The following is a 15,600-nucleotide window of genomic DNA, read 5'->3' on the forward strand; positions in this document are numbered from 1 at the left end:
GCTAACTAGTCTTCTGATCCCATAACCCGAGCACAGAATGCGGCTAAGATGGCGCCGACTTCTGGTGCTAAGATGTAGACCCATAGATGTGATAAGGCGCTACCACCAGCAAAAATAGCGGGGCCGATTGAACGGGCAGGATTCAAAGAACCGCCCGTTAAGTTGAGAGCGACAATAATCAAGAATGCTAAGGTCACCCCAATGGTCAAACCAGCAAAGTCTGCGTTACCATGGTCATTACTAGTAACGTTCAGAATAACCATTAAGAATAAGAATGTGACTAGTGCTTCTACAAAGAAGGCCATATCACTGCCGATTTTTGGAAAATCGGTTTGACCAAGCGATGTTGCGGATAAGCCTAATGCACTAACAAACGACTTAACTGCTGCGGAAGCAACGATGGCCCCAATGATTTGGGCGATGATATAGCCAATGGCATCGGCGGCATCGATTCGACGGTTGATTAACATCGCAGTCGTAACGGCGGGGTTAAAGTGACCACCAGAAATACCACCAAAGGCATAGGCCGAAACGGTAATCGCTAACCCGAAGGCTAACCCAATAGCGAGGACGTCACCCTTAGCAATCACAACGGTTGCAGTCCCTAAGAAAACTAACATAAATGTGCCGAGAAATTCGGCGAGATACTTGCGCATAGTTGCACACTCCCTTTTTGAATAATTGCTAACTTAACCTATTTTACAATACCTGCTCGTGAAAACGACGGAATTTGTTTGATTTGTGAATATTTCTGATAAGATTTTTATAATTATATTAATGGATAAGATACTGGTAAAACGTTGGTATAAAAACGTTTTATGGCAGTTGTGGATTGTTAAAACTATAATAAATAAAAATTTTATTTTTGCATAGTCACTATTGATAGTAGTCAGTATGATTGGTGTGTGACCTAACGTGACTGTGAACGCTAATTGTCGATAATGGTGGCTTCTGTTTTATAATGGTTAGGACAAGTAAGCTGATGTTTTTGAAAACGAATTAAATTTGTTTCACGTGGAACAGTAAAGGAAGGTTTAATTAATGGCGTTATCATATCAAGCTCTATTAACAGCAGTTCCGGTCGTTTTAAAAGCGGGGAACGTACCGAACATTGTCGGTGAAGCCGGGATTGGAAAGTCGGCCTTGGTAGCCGAGGTTGCTAAGCGGATGGGGGCGCAATTATACACGACCGTTGTGAGCCTGTCCGAAAAGGGGGATTTAGCGATCCCAGTCCCACCACTAACGAGCGACTCATTTATTCAAACGAAGCGCTATGGCCAGTTGGCTGACGTACAATTCGGCTATGCACACACGTTGATTGAAATTATTCAGTATGCTGAGCAGCATCCTCAGCAGCCAATTTTATGGTTTTTAGACGAATTTAATCGTGGGACGCAGGCTGTTCAAAGTGAATTGATGAATCTGGTCTTGCAACGGACGATTAACACATTGAAATTGCCAGAACAGGTGCAATTGATCATTGCTGAAAATCCAGATGCTAGTATGACTGGATTCGAAAGTAGTACGTATGGTGTTACTGCTGGCGATGCGGCCATCAAAGATCGTACCGTGCGTCTAGTTATGCGAGCAGATGCGGCAGACTGGCTTGCTTGGGCCAAACAAGTGGATGAGCGCATGAACCGACCAAACATTCATCCACTCGTCCAGCAGTTTATTAGTGAAGATGTAACGCGGCTTAATCAGGCTGATGTCCAGGCTGATTTAACAGCGACGCCACGTGCGTGGGCGCGTGTTTCGGCTAATTTATATGAGATTGAAAAACTTCCTGTGCATCAACAAACGGCTGTGGCACTGGATATCTTTCAAGGAGATGTGGGTACTGAGCTAGGGCTTGTATTCGAGCAATTCTTGGAACAACAAGCCATTCATCTGACACCAGCGATGATTTATGACAGTCAACCAGTGGGGGCCGTGGTGCCGGCACCGATTCTTAAGCAGTTTACGGCGATGAATGAAATTCAAAAGCGAACGGTTTTGGCAAGCTGTTTGGCTCTAACAACCACGTATCCGTTGACGGACGATCAGCACGCTGGTCGGTTCATGCAACTCCTACAAACACTCAGTCAAGATGGTCAGTTTGCATTGGTTCAACAAATCGGCCATGAACGCGACTTATTAAAGCAATTATATACAGCAAATGTTGCCAAGCAAAGTCCGTATGTGACCGCTTTGTATCAGTATTTACAACAGGTCGCCAGTTGGTCAAATCAGTAAGAAAGCAGTGAGTCATCATGATTAACAATGCCAATGAGTACACACGTTGGCAACAAGCGATGTTAGTGACGCCAACAGCAGACACGATCCAGGCAGGTGCGACCATGATTGATCGGGCCATTATTGAGTTACTAGCCACCGATCAATTTTATGGCGAGTTGCTGACCCGACTTCCCAGACAGTTAAATACGACGTTAACGGCGCCGTTTATCTTAGCTTGGCAGAATAATCAGTTGGTCTTACAATATGCGCCAACAGTAATTGCTCGAGCTTTTTCACAGTTTTCTTACTTACAAGCGGGGTTAAAACACGTGGCACTACACATTGTCTGGCAACACCCCGTTCGGTATCGTGATCAGGTCAAGCAGCAGCCGGAGTTAGTGACGTTGGCGACCGACCTGGCCGTTAACCAGTATGTCGACGGTCTGCCTAAAGATGCGGTCAGTTTAACGACTGTCCAGCCGTTAGTCGATGCCCAGCTACCGCGACGAGCAGATTCTGGCTGTTATTTGAAATTATTACAGCAGCAGTCGCGGTCGCAACTTCAGCCGAATGGCGCGCCCACCGCCACTTCGCGAAATAAGGACCAGCGGCAGCCAGCAAAAGGGCCTGGCGACCAAAAGTCGCAACAGTTGATCGATGATCCAAGTGGCTGGTCAGCCTCTGAACAGTTAACGAATCCCAATTTGGCAACTGCCCGTTTAAAACAGTTGGCGAAAGATGCTTGGCAGCAAACAAATGAAGCTGGCCGAGGGTTAGTGGCCGGCAATGTTCGAGCTCAGCTCACTGTAATGACGCAGCCGGCCCAGCTTGATTGGCGACAATTACTAGTTCGGGGCCTGGGTCAGATTCCGAGCGGTACTAAGGCCTCGCACGCGCGCTTTAATCGACGGCAACCCGCGCGGATGGAAATACCCGGTCAAATTGGCGATACGCGCTTGGACTTGCAAGTTTATGTTGATAATTCAGGTTCTATCAGTGATCTGATGCTGCAACGATTACTGGCACAGGTGGCTACTTTAACCCGATTATTTGCAGCAACCATCACCGTTAAGCCGTTTGATGCAATCTTACAGCCTGGTCAAACGTATCAGGTGAGTTTGCCACAGCAGATTCGCTTTACGCGCCGTGGCGGTGGTGGAACCGTTTATCAAAGTATTTTTGATGATTTACTAACACATCATAAGACGAATGCGACGACCTTGGCGCTGATCTTAACGGATGGCCGTGGTGAACGGCACGTTGAGTCACACCGTTTTACAAATGTGATTTGGTTGTTAGCGCGGGCTGAAGATCGATTGTCGATTGAGCCAGCAATCGGTCATGTAGTTAATTTGAACTTGGAGGATGAATAATATGGGGACACCACTTAATCCAGATGATATGCAATCCTTGTTAACCCATGACCGTCGTTATCAGCGGGCCAGTGCCATCTTAACGGATCAGTGGCAACGAATCATAGCCGATGAAGATTTGGCTTACCGACAACAGATTACGATTGACGATTTACAGTTTGCTAAGGCGTTGCTAGCTAGTGAGACGCTGACAAGTCAATTTGAATTTGACCATTACGCGGGTGTGCAACGGTTGCGACAACATTATGGTAGTCAATTGACGAGCTCAGCACAGCACTGGTTAGTGCAAAAATATTTATAAGTCAATCGCTAGTTATGACCCAAAAGTATGACTGTGACTTATATATAGATGAAAAAATAAAGCAAGCTTTTCCCAAAATGTTCGGGAGAAGCTTGCTTATTTTATGCGCTGATTAACTGCTTTAGGTTCAACGACGTGCTAGAAAAGCCATCCAGGCTTGTTGCTGCGCTTGAATATCTGGCTGACTGCCTTGACGGAGTCGCGTTTGAAGGCCAATGCGGGCTTCTAGCAGTGCCTGAGCTAATGTCATACTGGACTGATTATTGATAATTTGCTCGTTAGCTTGACCTTTGAGGATGACCGCAGCCATGAGGGTCAGGTAGTCGTCATAAAACCAGCTGACGGCTTGCTGAACATCAGTATCAGTAGTACCAAATTCAGCGACGGCGTTAGCCATTAGGTCACCGGCTGGTTGTTCGGATGTCGTTAAATCGTGGCTAAAGAGCATACTCAGGATAGCTAAGGGGGCGGCACCATCCTGCTCTAAGCGTTGCATTGCTTGGGTACAACGCATTAAAGTTTGTTGGTGATAGCGCTGGAGTGCACGCAGGTAAAGTGTGTGCTTGTCCCCGATAGCGTTATATAAACTTTGCTTCTTGACGCCACTAGTTATTACGATTTCGTCCATGGAAGTATGATAATAGCCTTGCTGCCAAAATAAGTGCATGATTTTTTCGATAACTTGATCGTCTTGAAATGTCTTTTTAGCGGGCATGATTCGAACCGCCTTTCTGGTTAAAAATAAGTGTTTTAAGTATACCACAGCACACTTCATTGTTTGGTAAATGAATATTAACGTTTGAAATTATTTGATTAGGGGGCTTTTACTGTTTTTAAAGCCGATTTTAATTAGTTGATTGTGTTGCACTTTAAAATTGATAAAAGTTTTCCACATTAAATCGATTACATAATTTTATAAATTGAAGATAATTTATGTAATAGCTTGCTGTTACAACGATATTCTAAATATATATAGGATTTCAATATTTATAATTATCAAAATTTTTAACTTATGTGTGGCCTCATCAAAGTCTAACGATAATATAATGTTGACGGCTTGTTTAGTTGAACACGCCAACTAGTTGGACCTAATCGGATAAATGAAAGCAGTAGGAAAGCTTGCCGTTAAACTGATTGCAGTAGTTTATATTAAAATATTTGTAATCACTATAATATTAAAAATGGCTCAGAAGTCCGTTAAAATAGGAATTTTAATCAATAGTTAAGGGGCGTCATCAATTGACAGCGATTCCAAAACCATGATATATTTTCGTTGCTGATAGGGTTACTCACAACGATTCACTATTGGTACTAAGCGTTAATAATGATACTAAGCTTAAGTCAATATCTGGAAAGGATGTGGTCATATTAATTGGATGGGCAGCTTTCAAGACTTAGGTATTAGTCAGCTAGTCAAGTTACCACTAGTAGCTGATACGCAATCAGGCACTTACCACTTAACGATCACTTCTAATTCAGGTGGCAATGCGGCGGCCGATAAAATTGCGAGCCCGCTACAAGGTGTATTACCGCAAATGAATGGGACCCAGCAATGGATTCTGTTCGGTATCGGCGTATGTGGACTTAGTTTATTAATATTATTAATTCTAATCTGGTGGCGCAACCGTCAAACAATAAAGGAGCAACCAAAATGAAAAAATATCTCGGAACTCTCGTTGCAGGCATGACACTAATGGCAGGATTACCACTTGTTGGCCAAGCTGCAGATACGGAGACAACGACCAAAGCTGAAGTTGAATTAATCCAGGATGACACTAATAAAGATATTACCTTGGATCAAGCACCTGGTGTTAGCTTTGGGACCGAAAAAATCACTAATGACAGTAAAACCTATGATGCTAAGAACGTTACTGGCGACTTGAAAGTGACCAACCCTGGGAATACGGACGGATGGTTAGTACAAGTTAAAGGTTCGAAGTTCATGAATGCAGATGATACTCGTGAATTACGGGGCGCCGCGTTAACTTTTGCACAAGTTAATGCAACTGCGGATGATGCTAATAACATCTCTAAAGCAAAAGCTTATAAAGTGGATATCACTGACCAAAATCAAATTATCATGGACGCAGAAGCTAATGAAGGGATCGGTAAGTTTACGAGTAAGTATGCAACCAATGAAGTTAGCCTGTTGATCCCTGCTGGTAACGCGGCTGGCGCTTACACTTCAACCTTGACATGGACATTAGGCAACGCCCCTAGCTAACCAGTTAATGCGCCAGAGGAGAACTGAGGTGTGACCGATGAAAAAGGGATTGTTGGTAACAGGTCGGTTATTAATGACTGTGATAGGTTGTCTCATCATTAGTAACTGGGGCTGGTTTATCGCAACGCAAGCTGCAACGACACAGTCACAGGTGCAGGTAGAAATGACCCCCTCGGATGATGACAATGCAGTTTCTCCGGTCGACCCTGATGATCCCAGTAAACCATACCCGGGTGACCCGGTCGATGAAGACAATGTCGCTGGTACGGGCTCACGGGGAAAGTTAACCATTGATTTCGTCAGTAATTTGAAATTCAATGCAATTACGACCGCGGGTGGGCCGTTTAAGACGACTGCCAAGAATGAGCGGGCGATGATTCAAATAACTGATCGCCGCGCCACGGCTGCTGGATGGACGTTACAGGTCACGCCAAGCGGGTTGCAAAGTGGTCAGCAGACCTTAACGACGTCTTTAAAATTAGGCGCAGTCCAATTACGGCCCGGTGCTGGCAATGTTAGTACTGCACCTAACGTTGTTAATACTGGTGAATTAGTTGCTGGTTTAGCGAATAATGTCGTGATTGCCCCGCCTAATACTGGTCTAGGTACTTGGCTGGTCGTTCTGAATCGCGGGCAGGTACCCACGGAACTTGAAGTCCATGATCGCCAATTGCGTGCTGGCGACTACACGGGTACGCTGGCTTGGTCATTAACGAACGCACCTAGTTAATTAAATGGTTTGATGTGAAGCTGCTACTTGTAAAGAATGGCAGCTTCAATCATACATAGCTCGTCACTTACCGTTGAATAAAGGAAGGGTAAAGCCTATGAAAAAAATATTTTGGCAGTTAATTGCCGTTGTGAGCATCGTTATGGCAGGTTTGACAATGACTGCTAGAGCGGATGACCTCAATTACACGGTCCAGGCTGATTTGCCTGATAACCAAATTAATCAAAAAGTGTCCTATTTTGACTTGAAGGTCACACCAGGGCAAACGCAAAATCTCACTTTAACCATTAAAAATAGTGATAGTAAAGAACATCGATACACGGTATCACCTAATCTGGCGGTTACAAATAATAACGGTATCATCGATTACAGCCAAGCAAAGGCTAAGGCCGATGACTCCTTGAAGTTTAACATCAAGACAGCACTTTCAAAGTCACAGGTCGTGACCGTTCCCGCTAAGTCAAGCAAAAAAGTCACTATTAAATTGACGGTACCCGAGAAAAAGTTTGCGGGCGTGGCGCTGGGTGGAATCAATATCATCCAGGAACTCAGTACCAAGGCGAAACAATCTAGTAGTGGCATGGCCATCAATAATCAATATGCGTACGTGATTGGCTTGCAGTTACGTGAATCTGATCCAAGCGGAATCAAACCTGTGATGAAGTTGCACGCAGTAAAAGCCAAGCAACGTAACTATCGTAATTACGTTACGGCTAATCTGCAAAACAACCAGCCCGTTATTATGCATGGCTTAAAGATCAAAAGCTACGTGACTAAAGCTGGTTCGTCTAAAAAATTATTGACGACGACTAAGGAAAACATGTCAATGGCGCCGAATAGTAATTTTGACTTTGCAGTTGGTGACGGGACGCAACAATTGAAGGCGGGCAAGTACACTTTACATTTAACGGCAACGGCTGATAAGGGTAAGTGGCAATTTACAAAGAACTTTACCATTACTGATAAAGAAGCTCAGACTTTAAATGATACAGCTGTTACAGAAAAACAATCGAACTATTTCTGGTGGTTTGTTGCGTTGGGCGCACTGATTGTTGTCCTATTAGGCGCAATTATCTGGCTACTATTGAAAAACCGCCGTCGTCAGGACTAACTAGCGAGAGGAGTTTTCAACATGTGGAAGGGACCGAAACAAATACTAGTTGCATTAACTGCATTAATGGGATTATGGGCCGGGACCGCCCAAATTCAGGCTGCTGACGAAGCGACGTTGGCAACGGCACCGTCTGGCCTGAATCAGTTGGATAAACTCTTTACGCTACCAGCGGCATTCAGTAGTGGCATTAGTAATAGTGCGAATATTGGGAATGTGACCAATGCAAGCTCGCCAAATACGCAGGCCGTTCAGGTTATTAACGGCAAGAAGCAAGTGGGTGGCTTTTGGTCGAACGACGCCAATCGCCTAGATTTAAATAAAGATGCTACGTTTAAAATGTGGGTGTATTTGGGAACATCCACGAGTACTAGTAAGGCCGGCGATGGGATGGCTTTTGTCTTACAAAATGATCCAAATGGTACTGCCGCATCCGCACAAGTCAGTTCGTCCAGCATTATTGGTGAGACACTCGGTGTTTGGGGTGTTGATACGGATAATAAATTGAAGGACGGCGAAGAATTTGCGAAAACGGCCATCCAAAATAGTTGGGCCTTAGAGTTTGATACCTATACCAATACTTCAACTAGCTATAGTAATGCTGGTAAGGGTGATTCGTTTGATGATGGTATTAAGAAACAACACATTGCGACCGGGTATCCTGGGCTGGCTAGTCAGTATGAAAATCAGTCTGTCAGGAGTTTAGACGTTACCGGGATAATTTGGTCAACCCGGTACTACTTTACGCAAAAACATACCAACCTAGTGACGAATATGTCATTAGGAGATAGCAAGTGGCACCACCTGGTGATGGACTGGCATGCGGCGACTAAAACGATGACGTACACTTATAATGACATCAATCCAGATGGGTCGGCGACGGGTAGCGGCTTTACTCAGAGTGAAGTGTTAGATACTAGCCAATTCAACAGTAGTGATGGCCTGGTTCGCTGGGGATTCATGGGGGCGACTGGTAGTAATTCTGGTAATAACATGGTCGTGATTGAAAGCGCGCCGAATTTAGTTGACGTACAGGCGGCGGTTAAGGTTACGGATAAGACCAAGAATCGTGAAATCAAGACAGGCGGCCAGCTCAAAGCTCAGCATAAAGTTCAGTACGACTATCAATTGACTTACCAAGGTGGTCAAATTGACTGGGATAACATTACGGCTGAACTCAATCTACCACAGCATATTACGTTTGACAGTGCCAAGGTAACGTATGCGGATGGTAGTGAGCAGACTTTGACGGCGCCAACGAGTAGTGATACTAAGGTTGACTATACTCTAGATAAAGCAGTATCGGCTAGTCAACCGACCGCGACGATCACGCTCAATGGGACGGCCGAGAATGTCGTTGTCAATGAACAGACAACTGCAACGACGGCGACATTTAAAAATAAGGTGTTTGAAACAACGACGGAAGCACCGGATTACATGATTACAGTCGATCAGCCGCTATACCTTAAAATTCGTAATAGTCCGTATACTGTCGCCAATGGGGAAGACGTGATCATCAGAGGGATTGTTGCAGCCGAGGATTCGGAACAATTAACTAACGGTCAAGTGACACTACACCCAACGCTTAATGGCAAGGAAATGCCAACGGTTCAAATGTCGGATGATGACGAACAAGGTTACTTCTACTACAAGGTCAAAGCAGAGGATTTACACGTCGGCGATGACAATGAGATTGAACTATGGGCATCTGACCGTTACGAGAACGTCTCACCAGTTGATAAAGCGCAGATTATTGTTACTGCAGGTGAACTTGGTTTTAAGACGGTTGCCAAAAGCAGCACGTTTAAAACCATTACTTTAGATGGTTCGGCTCAAACGACAGACCGGGAAGACGATTGGCAACTAGTTGTACGGGATAGTCGTGGTAAGGGCTCTAGTTGGCAACTACAAGCTAGTGCGACTAATTTTAAAACAACCGGTGGTCAGAATTTGGCGGGCGACGTGATTTTCCGCGACGGCGAGCAGACGACCACGCTGAATTCTGCGGGTACGGTGATTGACAGTCACACGGCTACTAGTGATAACGATGATTATGATGTCTTGGCAGACTGGACGAATAAGTCAGGCATTTTATATCAAAGCAATGCGGGAGCTACTCCGGGTTCTTACACGGGGGATATTACGTGGACGTTAACAGATGCACCTAAGTAATGATCGGGTTGGTATAAGAGAATCAAAAGAACTCACACGCAAGATTGTGAGTGCTTTTGCTTTCTAGTTATTAGCCATAATGGTTAAAGATAATAATAATTTTAATTACCACAGTTAAGTGAATGAATAATCAGCCTGAATGACTGAGAACGTTGTAATCAAGGCGTTTGTTTATCGTGTGATTAGTGAAGTATTTACACTTTTTACGTGTTTTTGGTTGCGTTTTCTTTTTACTTTAGTACAATGTAATTGTTACCAAATACATGTTGCACAAGCATGATTGTGAATATAAACACATTTAAGGAGCGATTTAAAAATGAAAGTTATTGTAATTGGTTGTACCCATGCCGGCACTGCTGCCGTTAATCAGATTTTAGCATCAAATCCAGATACTGAAGTGACGATTTATGAAAGAAATGACAATGTCTCGTTCCTATCCTGTGGGATCGCACTTTACCTTGGCGGCCAAGTTGCTGATCCTCAAGGCCTATTTTATTCCAGTCCTGAACAGTTAGCTAAGTTAGGCGCAACTGTTCATATGCAACATGATGTGACGGATGTGAATACTGACAAACATGAAATTACGGTTACTGACTTAAAGACTGGTGAATCTAAGACTGATCACTATGACAAGTTAGTTGTCACTACTGGTTCATGGCCTGTTATTCCACCAATTGACGGCATCGATAGTCCCAATGTCTACTTATGCAAGAACTGGATGCACGCTCAGAATTTATGGGAAGCAGCCAAACCAGCTAAGCGGGTCATTGTGATCGGTGGCGGTTATATCGGTACTGAATTAGTTGAAGCTTACCAGAAGCAAGGTAAGGAAGTCACACTAATTGATGGTTTACCACGGATTTTAAATAAATACTTAGACAAAGAATTCACCGACCGGGTTGAACAAGACTTTGTTGATCACGGTATCAAGATGGCTTTGAATCAAATGGTGCAAGGCTTCAGTGATGATGGTAAAGAAGTTACGGTCAAGACTGACAAGGGCAGCTACACAGCCGACATGGCGATTCTTTGTGTTGGCTTCCGGCCAAATACCGGCTTACTCAAGGGCAAGGTCGATATGAACGCTAATGGCTCGATCAAGACCAATGACTACATGCAAACTTCTGATCCAGACATTTACGGGGCTGGTGACTCGGTTGCTGTTCACTATAACCCAACTAAGAAAGATGCTTATATCCCATTAGCAACGAATGCGGTTCGCCAAGGAACCTTAGTTGGTTTGAACATCTTCAAGCCAACGCGGAAGTACATGGGGACACAATCAACTTCTGGGTTAATGTTGTTCGGCCAAACCATCGTTTCATCTGGGATGACCCTAGAACATGCACAGGCCGAAAATGTTCCGGCAGCCGCTGTCACTTTTGAAGACAACTACCGGCCAGAATTTATGCCAACCACTAAGCCTGTTTTAATGCAATTGGTTTACAATCCTGAAACTCGCGAAATCCTAGGTGCACAATTCATGAGTGAACATGATGTTTCGCAATCAGCCAATGTGATTTCAGTGATGATTCAAAATCACAATACCATTGACGACTTAGGGTTCGTAGATATGTTCTTCCAACCAATTTACGACCGGCCATTTAACTATTTGAACTTACTTGGTCAAGCAGCGATTGCCCATGCGGCCGAAGCTGTCACTGAATAATAAGTTAAAATAACGCGATGCTTACCTTGCTTCATGAAGGTAGCATCGCGTTATTTGTTTATTGGTGATAATTGAATGTTAAGTGGTCGGTGGTACTAAAGTTAAGGCCAGCCAGTATTTGTGCCATTAGGTCATCGTGCTTTGGTAAAATCAATGTGAGTCGGTTCAACTTTAACTCAACGGTACCAAATGCCACCAACCGTTCTAAGATTTCCCTGAGCGTAGTTACTTGCTGATAAGTAGCAGTCAGGTCAACACTGAGAGTTGCTTCATGCTTAGCCGTATCGATTGGGGCAAAGCCGACCTGACCGACGAACGCATTCGTGTCTCGATCCGTTACGCCCCAAACAAGCTGGTGGTCATGAAAAATCTCGCGCATGGTGTGGTTAATTTGTGCAGCGGTTGTTTCCATAGTGGCTGTCGCATTGCTGGTCTGATATAAGTTGAAAACGTCGATAACGCGCACCTTTGTTAACCAATCGAACGTATAGTGTGGTGTTAGAATGGGATGATACTTTTCAAATTGTGACATAGTGCCTCCTTTAAAATGCGTCATGAATATTTAGTAATTCCTATTGTACTAGTTAAACTGTTATGAATCATGATTAAAACGTGCCATTTTTTGAGTTCAAAATCAGCCAGTTTAGGTTCGCTGGAAACAGTTCGAGTTAGCGTAAACTTGCTTAGTTAGTTCGTCCTACGCCGACTTCCAGGCATTTCTGCCAATTGCTGGAACGCAGTGGACACAGATTTAAGCCGAAGACCACGTCTTAAATACTGGTCTTCCACTAACCAAGCCAAGGACGCTTGCTAAGTGGAATTTCACCGCTGAGCATTGGCCGAAACGCCTTCCAGTCGGGACAGTATTCGAATGGCGGACATGTGCGTACTCAGTTTTTGATGGCTTTGTCGTTGTTTCTTATAAACAGTAATTTTGTCAATCAACTGTTAGGCTAAAAATGATATTGTGATAGCTCGTTATTCTGAATCGCCGTAGTAACAACTGAACGTTTTGGCAAAGTGAAGAAGGCACTCTGATATTTCACCTAAAGTTCCAATATCAAAATAGCCAACGACAAATTGTACCAAGTTAAGTGGCCGTTCATCTGCCATTCGAGTGGCTTACCGACCGGAGGGGTTGGGTGACAATGCTCAGTAGCCAAATTATTCTTAGTCGGAAGTGGGTTGCTTCCGGCTTAGAATAAGACTCGTATTTGAGATGACGCGGGCTGGGCGTTAGCTCAAATCGACGTCGGCTTACGTTCCAGCAATTGTCACCCAGCCCCGGAGGTCGGAATAGGACACTCACCGGCTGACGAACAGTAAGCCAACTAAATGGCACGTTTTAATCATAGTTAATGCTAGTTGTTTTCGATGGTTACCAGTGTCCAAATATGCTGATTTAAGCGTCAAGTGGACTGGGATTGCCTTGTTGATGACCCCCGCTGAAAATGGCGTTAGGTCGACTAATAACGCGTCTGCTGGTGTGATTTGCGGTGCAGTCGTGATTGAGACTGGGTCATAGTCCAATAACGATGTAACGGCATCAGACGACAGTTCTATTGTAATATACTAACGCGTAATTTGAATGAATAAGACCCATAATGATGGAACAGATAAAAGACCGACTAACAAGCAATCGCACCGCTTGTTAGTCGGTCTTAGTGTTCATTGATTAAAGCTTTTTACCAGATTTTGACCCGCTTATCTGGTGCCAAATACATGGCATCATCGGGTTGAATGTCGAAGGTTGTGTAGAAATCATCTAAGTTCTTAGATTGTACGTTTGCTCGGAGCTTAGCTGGAGCGTGGACGTCGATTGAAAGTAAGAGTTGCATGTATTCAGTCGTGGCCTTCATACGCCAAACCATGGCCCAGTTAGTGAAGAACGCACTCAAATCAACGTCATCTTCGCCCTTAGCAGCTTCTTCCGCGCAACTTAAGCCTCCCGCATCGGCGATGTTTTCGGATACGGTCAACGTCCCGTTAACTTTCGCACCAGCAAAGTCTAAGCCATCGAATTCACTGATCATGGACTTGGCAAGTTCCTTGAAGTGGGCAGAATCTTCCTCGGTCCACCAATTATGCAAGTTACCGAATTCATCAAATAGGGCACCATTGTTGTCAAAAGCGTGCGAGATTTCATGAGCAATAACTGCACCAATACCACCATAGTTAGCGCTAGAAGATTGTTCTAAGCTGTAGAAAGGTGCTTGTAGGATAGCAGCTGGAAAGACAATAATGTTCATAAATGGGTGGTAGTAAGCATTGACGGTGTCCGCACTCATTTCCCAACGGGTCCGATCAGTGGCTTTGCCCCACTTTGAGAACATGTCTTGGCGTGCCAAACGGTTAAAGTGGAGGACATTGCTCAATACGTTGCCACCTTGTTCGGGCGTGTGCGTCTTGAATTTCGTGTAAATCGTTTCTAGTTTATCAGGGTAACCGACTTGAATGCCGAGTTTATCAAGCTTGGTCACGGCTTTAGCACGCGTATCTGCGCTGAGCCAAGTGTTCGCTTGCAACCGGCGTTTGTAGACGGCAATCATCTTTTCGACCATCTGATGAACGTCCGCTTTGGCCGCTTCACCAAAATACTTGTGGCCGTAATAGAGTCCAACGACTTGATCAAAAGTTCCGGTAGCTAGATAGTAGGCACTCTTAGCTTGGTTCCGCGGTTCTTTTTGACCAGACAATGCCCGTGAATAAGTCGTGGCTAATACCCGCATTTCATCACTGAGGTAACCACTGTACCGTTGAACGAGCTTAGCCTTCATCCAGTTCTTCATCAGACCGAAGTTATCAGGATTGACTACTTCGTTAAAGTGATCGAAGAAGGCGGGTTCTGGCAAGATGACGAGGTCGGGATTACCATCGATGACGGAGTAGGTGATAGCGGCTAAGTCTAAATAACGACTAGTGTTAACAAAATCGTTGAATTTGCGAGGATTATACATCTTACTGTAATCGGCCGACTCTTCAGCGGATTTGATCCACGGAACGATCAAACGATCGAATTGCAGCGTGTCATCAACGATTTTTTGTGCTTCGTCCTTTTCGTAACCAGTTTTTTGCAACAGTTCGGTCATCATTTTAGCGTAAATTGCTAGTAACTTAGGGCCGGCCTGGTTGCCTTCGTCGTAGTATGTCTTGTCGGGCAAGATAGTCCCAGGTGCTTGGGCAAATAAGGCGTTGACCTTGGTATTTTTCATATCAGCGTCGACATCCAAGCTGAATGGTAATGGGAGGCCGTCGTAGATCCAATCGGGCATCCGTTGTTGTAAGTCAGCAAAGTCGCTTAAACTATCAATTTGCTTGAGACACGGCAGAATTGGTTCCGCACCATTGGCATTGCGTTGGTCGAAATCTTTAGCTAAGCGGTAAAACTTAATGAATTCGGTTAGCTGAGGATCGTCGGGGGTAACTGTTCCCGCCGCCATTGCATCAAAGTCATGCATTAACGTTTTTTCAATGGCATCAACTAAGTCCATAAAGCCCCCGGTTGAAGAATGGTCATCCGGAATGACGGCGGTTTTGAGCCACTCGCCGTTGACGGCATCGTAGAGATCTTGTTTTACTGCTGCTTGATTAATGGTTGCCATTAAATCCACTCCCTAATAAATTTTCTAATACTAAGTTAATTATACCTTAGATTATTCTCAGTGGTATCATCTGGTACCGACTCAGTAAAAAATGATACTAATCATCTTAATAGTCCTGAATCAGTAGCTGATGGGTTGTGAATGTTAATGTAAAGGTCAAGATTACTTCTGAATTATCGGCATGCAGGAGCTGTTAGTGCC

At 44.4% G+C, this 15,600-nt stretch carries 13 protein-coding genes; 9 read left to right on the top strand and 4 right to left on the bottom strand.

Annotation, left to right across the window (positions count from 1 at the left end):
• Positions 1–5: 5 nt before the first annotated feature.
• Positions 6–656, bottom strand: coding sequence for an MIP/aquaporin family protein (locus tag ACWQAU_RS02830; RefSeq protein ID WP_079111862.1), 651 nt, complete (start codon positions 654–656; stop codon positions 6–8).
• A gap of 385 nt (positions 657–1,041) precedes the next feature.
• Between ACWQAU_RS02830 and ACWQAU_RS02835 the strand changes: the two genes are divergently transcribed.
• Genes ACWQAU_RS02835 through ACWQAU_RS02845 form a run of 3 tightly spaced genes read left to right on the top strand, consistent with a single transcriptional unit; the run spans position 1,042 to position 3,891 of the window.
• Positions 1,042–2,235, top strand: coding sequence for an ATP-binding protein (locus tag ACWQAU_RS02835; protein WP_003643555.1), 1,194 nt, complete (start codon positions 1,042–1,044; stop codon positions 2,233–2,235).
• Positions 2,236–2,252: 17 nt separating this feature from the next.
• Positions 2,253–3,590 (top strand): vWA domain-containing protein, encoded by a 1,338-nt coding sequence (locus ACWQAU_RS02840; protein ID WP_027821642.1) that lies wholly within the window; start codon positions 2,253–2,255, stop codon positions 3,588–3,590.
• A gap of 1 nt (position 3,591) precedes the next feature.
• Positions 3,592–3,891: a hypothetical protein gene (locus tag ACWQAU_RS02845; RefSeq protein ID WP_003643553.1), complete on the top strand. Its 300-nt coding sequence runs from the start codon at positions 3,592–3,594 to the stop codon at positions 3,889–3,891.
• A 127-nt stretch (positions 3,892–4,018) separates the two neighbouring features.
• Here the strand turns inward: ACWQAU_RS02845 and ACWQAU_RS02850 are convergent, their stop codons facing one another.
• On the bottom strand, positions 4,019–4,606 hold the full coding sequence (locus ACWQAU_RS02850; protein ID WP_011102171.1) for a TetR/AcrR family transcriptional regulator: 588 nt from the start codon (positions 4,604–4,606) through the stop codon (positions 4,019–4,021).
• A 661-nt stretch (positions 4,607–5,267) separates the two neighbouring features.
• On the opposite strand from ACWQAU_RS02850, the gene ACWQAU_RS02855 reads away from it, so the two are divergent.
• The 6 genes from ACWQAU_RS02855 to ACWQAU_RS02880 all read left to right on the top strand — a co-directional run bounded on the left by ACWQAU_RS02855 (position 5,268) and on the right by ACWQAU_RS02880 (position 11,797).
• Positions 5,268–5,546, top strand: a complete 279-nt coding sequence (locus ACWQAU_RS02855) for a hypothetical protein (protein WP_003643038.1) — start codon at positions 5,268–5,270, stop codon at positions 5,544–5,546.
• Positions 5,543–6,115 carry a WxL domain-containing protein gene (locus ACWQAU_RS02860; RefSeq protein ID WP_003643037.1) on the top strand — a complete coding sequence of 191 codons (573 nt, stop codon included), beginning with the start codon at positions 5,543–5,545 and terminating at the stop codon, positions 6,113–6,115. The genes ACWQAU_RS02855 and ACWQAU_RS02860 overlap by 4 nt, the downstream gene beginning before the upstream one ends.
• A gap of 37 nt (positions 6,116–6,152) precedes the next feature.
• Positions 6,153–6,845 (top strand): WxL domain-containing protein, encoded by a 693-nt coding sequence (locus ACWQAU_RS02865; RefSeq protein WP_003643036.1) that lies wholly within the window; start codon positions 6,153–6,155, stop codon positions 6,843–6,845.
• 97 nt (positions 6,846–6,942) lie between these two features.
• Positions 6,943–7,956 carry a DUF916 and DUF3324 domain-containing protein gene (locus ACWQAU_RS02870; RefSeq protein WP_003643035.1) on the top strand — a complete coding sequence of 338 codons (1,014 nt, stop codon included), beginning with the start codon at positions 6,943–6,945 and terminating at the stop codon, positions 7,954–7,956.
• Positions 7,957–7,977: 21 nt separating this feature from the next.
• Positions 7,978–10,128 carry a lectin-like domain-containing protein gene (locus tag ACWQAU_RS02875; protein WP_003643034.1) on the top strand — a complete coding sequence of 717 codons (2,151 nt, stop codon included), beginning with the start codon at positions 7,978–7,980 and terminating at the stop codon, positions 10,126–10,128.
• Between the two features lie 316 nt (positions 10,129–10,444).
• The gene (locus tag ACWQAU_RS02880; protein ID WP_027821644.1) at positions 10,445–11,797 is read left to right on the top strand and encodes an FAD-dependent oxidoreductase; all 1,353 of its coding nucleotides are present in this window, start codon (positions 10,445–10,447) and stop codon (positions 11,795–11,797) included.
• A gap of 58 nt (positions 11,798–11,855) precedes the next feature.
• Here the strand turns inward: ACWQAU_RS02880 and ACWQAU_RS02885 are convergent, their stop codons facing one another.
• The gene (locus tag ACWQAU_RS02885) at positions 11,856–12,329 is read right to left on the bottom strand and encodes a GNAT family N-acetyltransferase (protein ID WP_003643547.1); all 474 of its coding nucleotides are present in this window, start codon (positions 12,327–12,329) and stop codon (positions 11,856–11,858) included.
• A gap of 1,153 nt (positions 12,330–13,482) precedes the next feature.
• Positions 13,483–15,399 (bottom strand): M13 family metallopeptidase, encoded by a 1,917-nt coding sequence (locus tag ACWQAU_RS02890; RefSeq protein WP_027821646.1) that lies wholly within the window; start codon positions 15,397–15,399, stop codon positions 13,483–13,485.
• Positions 15,400–15,600 lie beyond the last annotated feature (201 nt).

The sequence above is a fragment of the Lactiplantibacillus sp. 3062 genome (assembly GCF_055413545.1).

What these genes read in the sequence shown, in the direction of transcription:
- ACWQAU_RS02865 (WP_003643036.1), top strand. Translation starts at nt 6,153, where the DNA reads ATGAAAAAGGGATTGTTGGTAACAGGTCGGTTATTAATGACTGTGATA.
- ACWQAU_RS02855 (WP_003643038.1), top strand. Translation starts at nt 5,268, where the DNA reads ATGGGCAGCTTTCAAGACTTAGGTATTAGTCAGCTAGTCAAGTTACCA.
- ACWQAU_RS02850 (WP_011102171.1), bottom strand. Translation starts at nt 4,606, where the DNA reads ATGCCCGCTAAAAAGACATTTCAAGACGATCAAGTTATCGAAAAAATC.
- ACWQAU_RS02885 (WP_003643547.1), bottom strand. Translation starts at nt 12,329, where the DNA reads ATGTCACAATTTGAAAAGTATCATCCCATTCTAACACCACACTATACG.
- ACWQAU_RS02860 (WP_003643037.1), top strand. Translation starts at nt 5,543, where the DNA reads ATGAAAAAATATCTCGGAACTCTCGTTGCAGGCATGACACTAATGGCA.
- ACWQAU_RS02840 (WP_027821642.1), top strand. Translation starts at nt 2,253, where the DNA reads ATGATTAACAATGCCAATGAGTACACACGTTGGCAACAAGCGATGTTA.
- ACWQAU_RS02845 (WP_003643553.1), top strand. Translation starts at nt 3,592, where the DNA reads ATGGGGACACCACTTAATCCAGATGATATGCAATCCTTGTTAACCCAT.
- ACWQAU_RS02830 (WP_079111862.1), bottom strand. Translation starts at nt 656, where the DNA reads ATGCGCAAGTATCTCGCCGAATTTCTCGGCACATTTATGTTAGTTTTC.
- ACWQAU_RS02880 (WP_027821644.1), top strand. Translation starts at nt 10,445, where the DNA reads ATGAAAGTTATTGTAATTGGTTGTACCCATGCCGGCACTGCTGCCGTT.
- ACWQAU_RS02890 (WP_027821646.1), bottom strand. Translation starts at nt 15,399, where the DNA reads ATGGCAACCATTAATCAAGCAGCAGTAAAACAAGATCTCTACGATGCC.
- ACWQAU_RS02870 (WP_003643035.1), top strand. Translation starts at nt 6,943, where the DNA reads ATGAAAAAAATATTTTGGCAGTTAATTGCCGTTGTGAGCATCGTTATG.
- ACWQAU_RS02875 (WP_003643034.1), top strand. Translation starts at nt 7,978, where the DNA reads ATGTGGAAGGGACCGAAACAAATACTAGTTGCATTAACTGCATTAATG.
- ACWQAU_RS02835 (WP_003643555.1), top strand. Translation starts at nt 1,042, where the DNA reads ATGGCGTTATCATATCAAGCTCTATTAACAGCAGTTCCGGTCGTTTTA.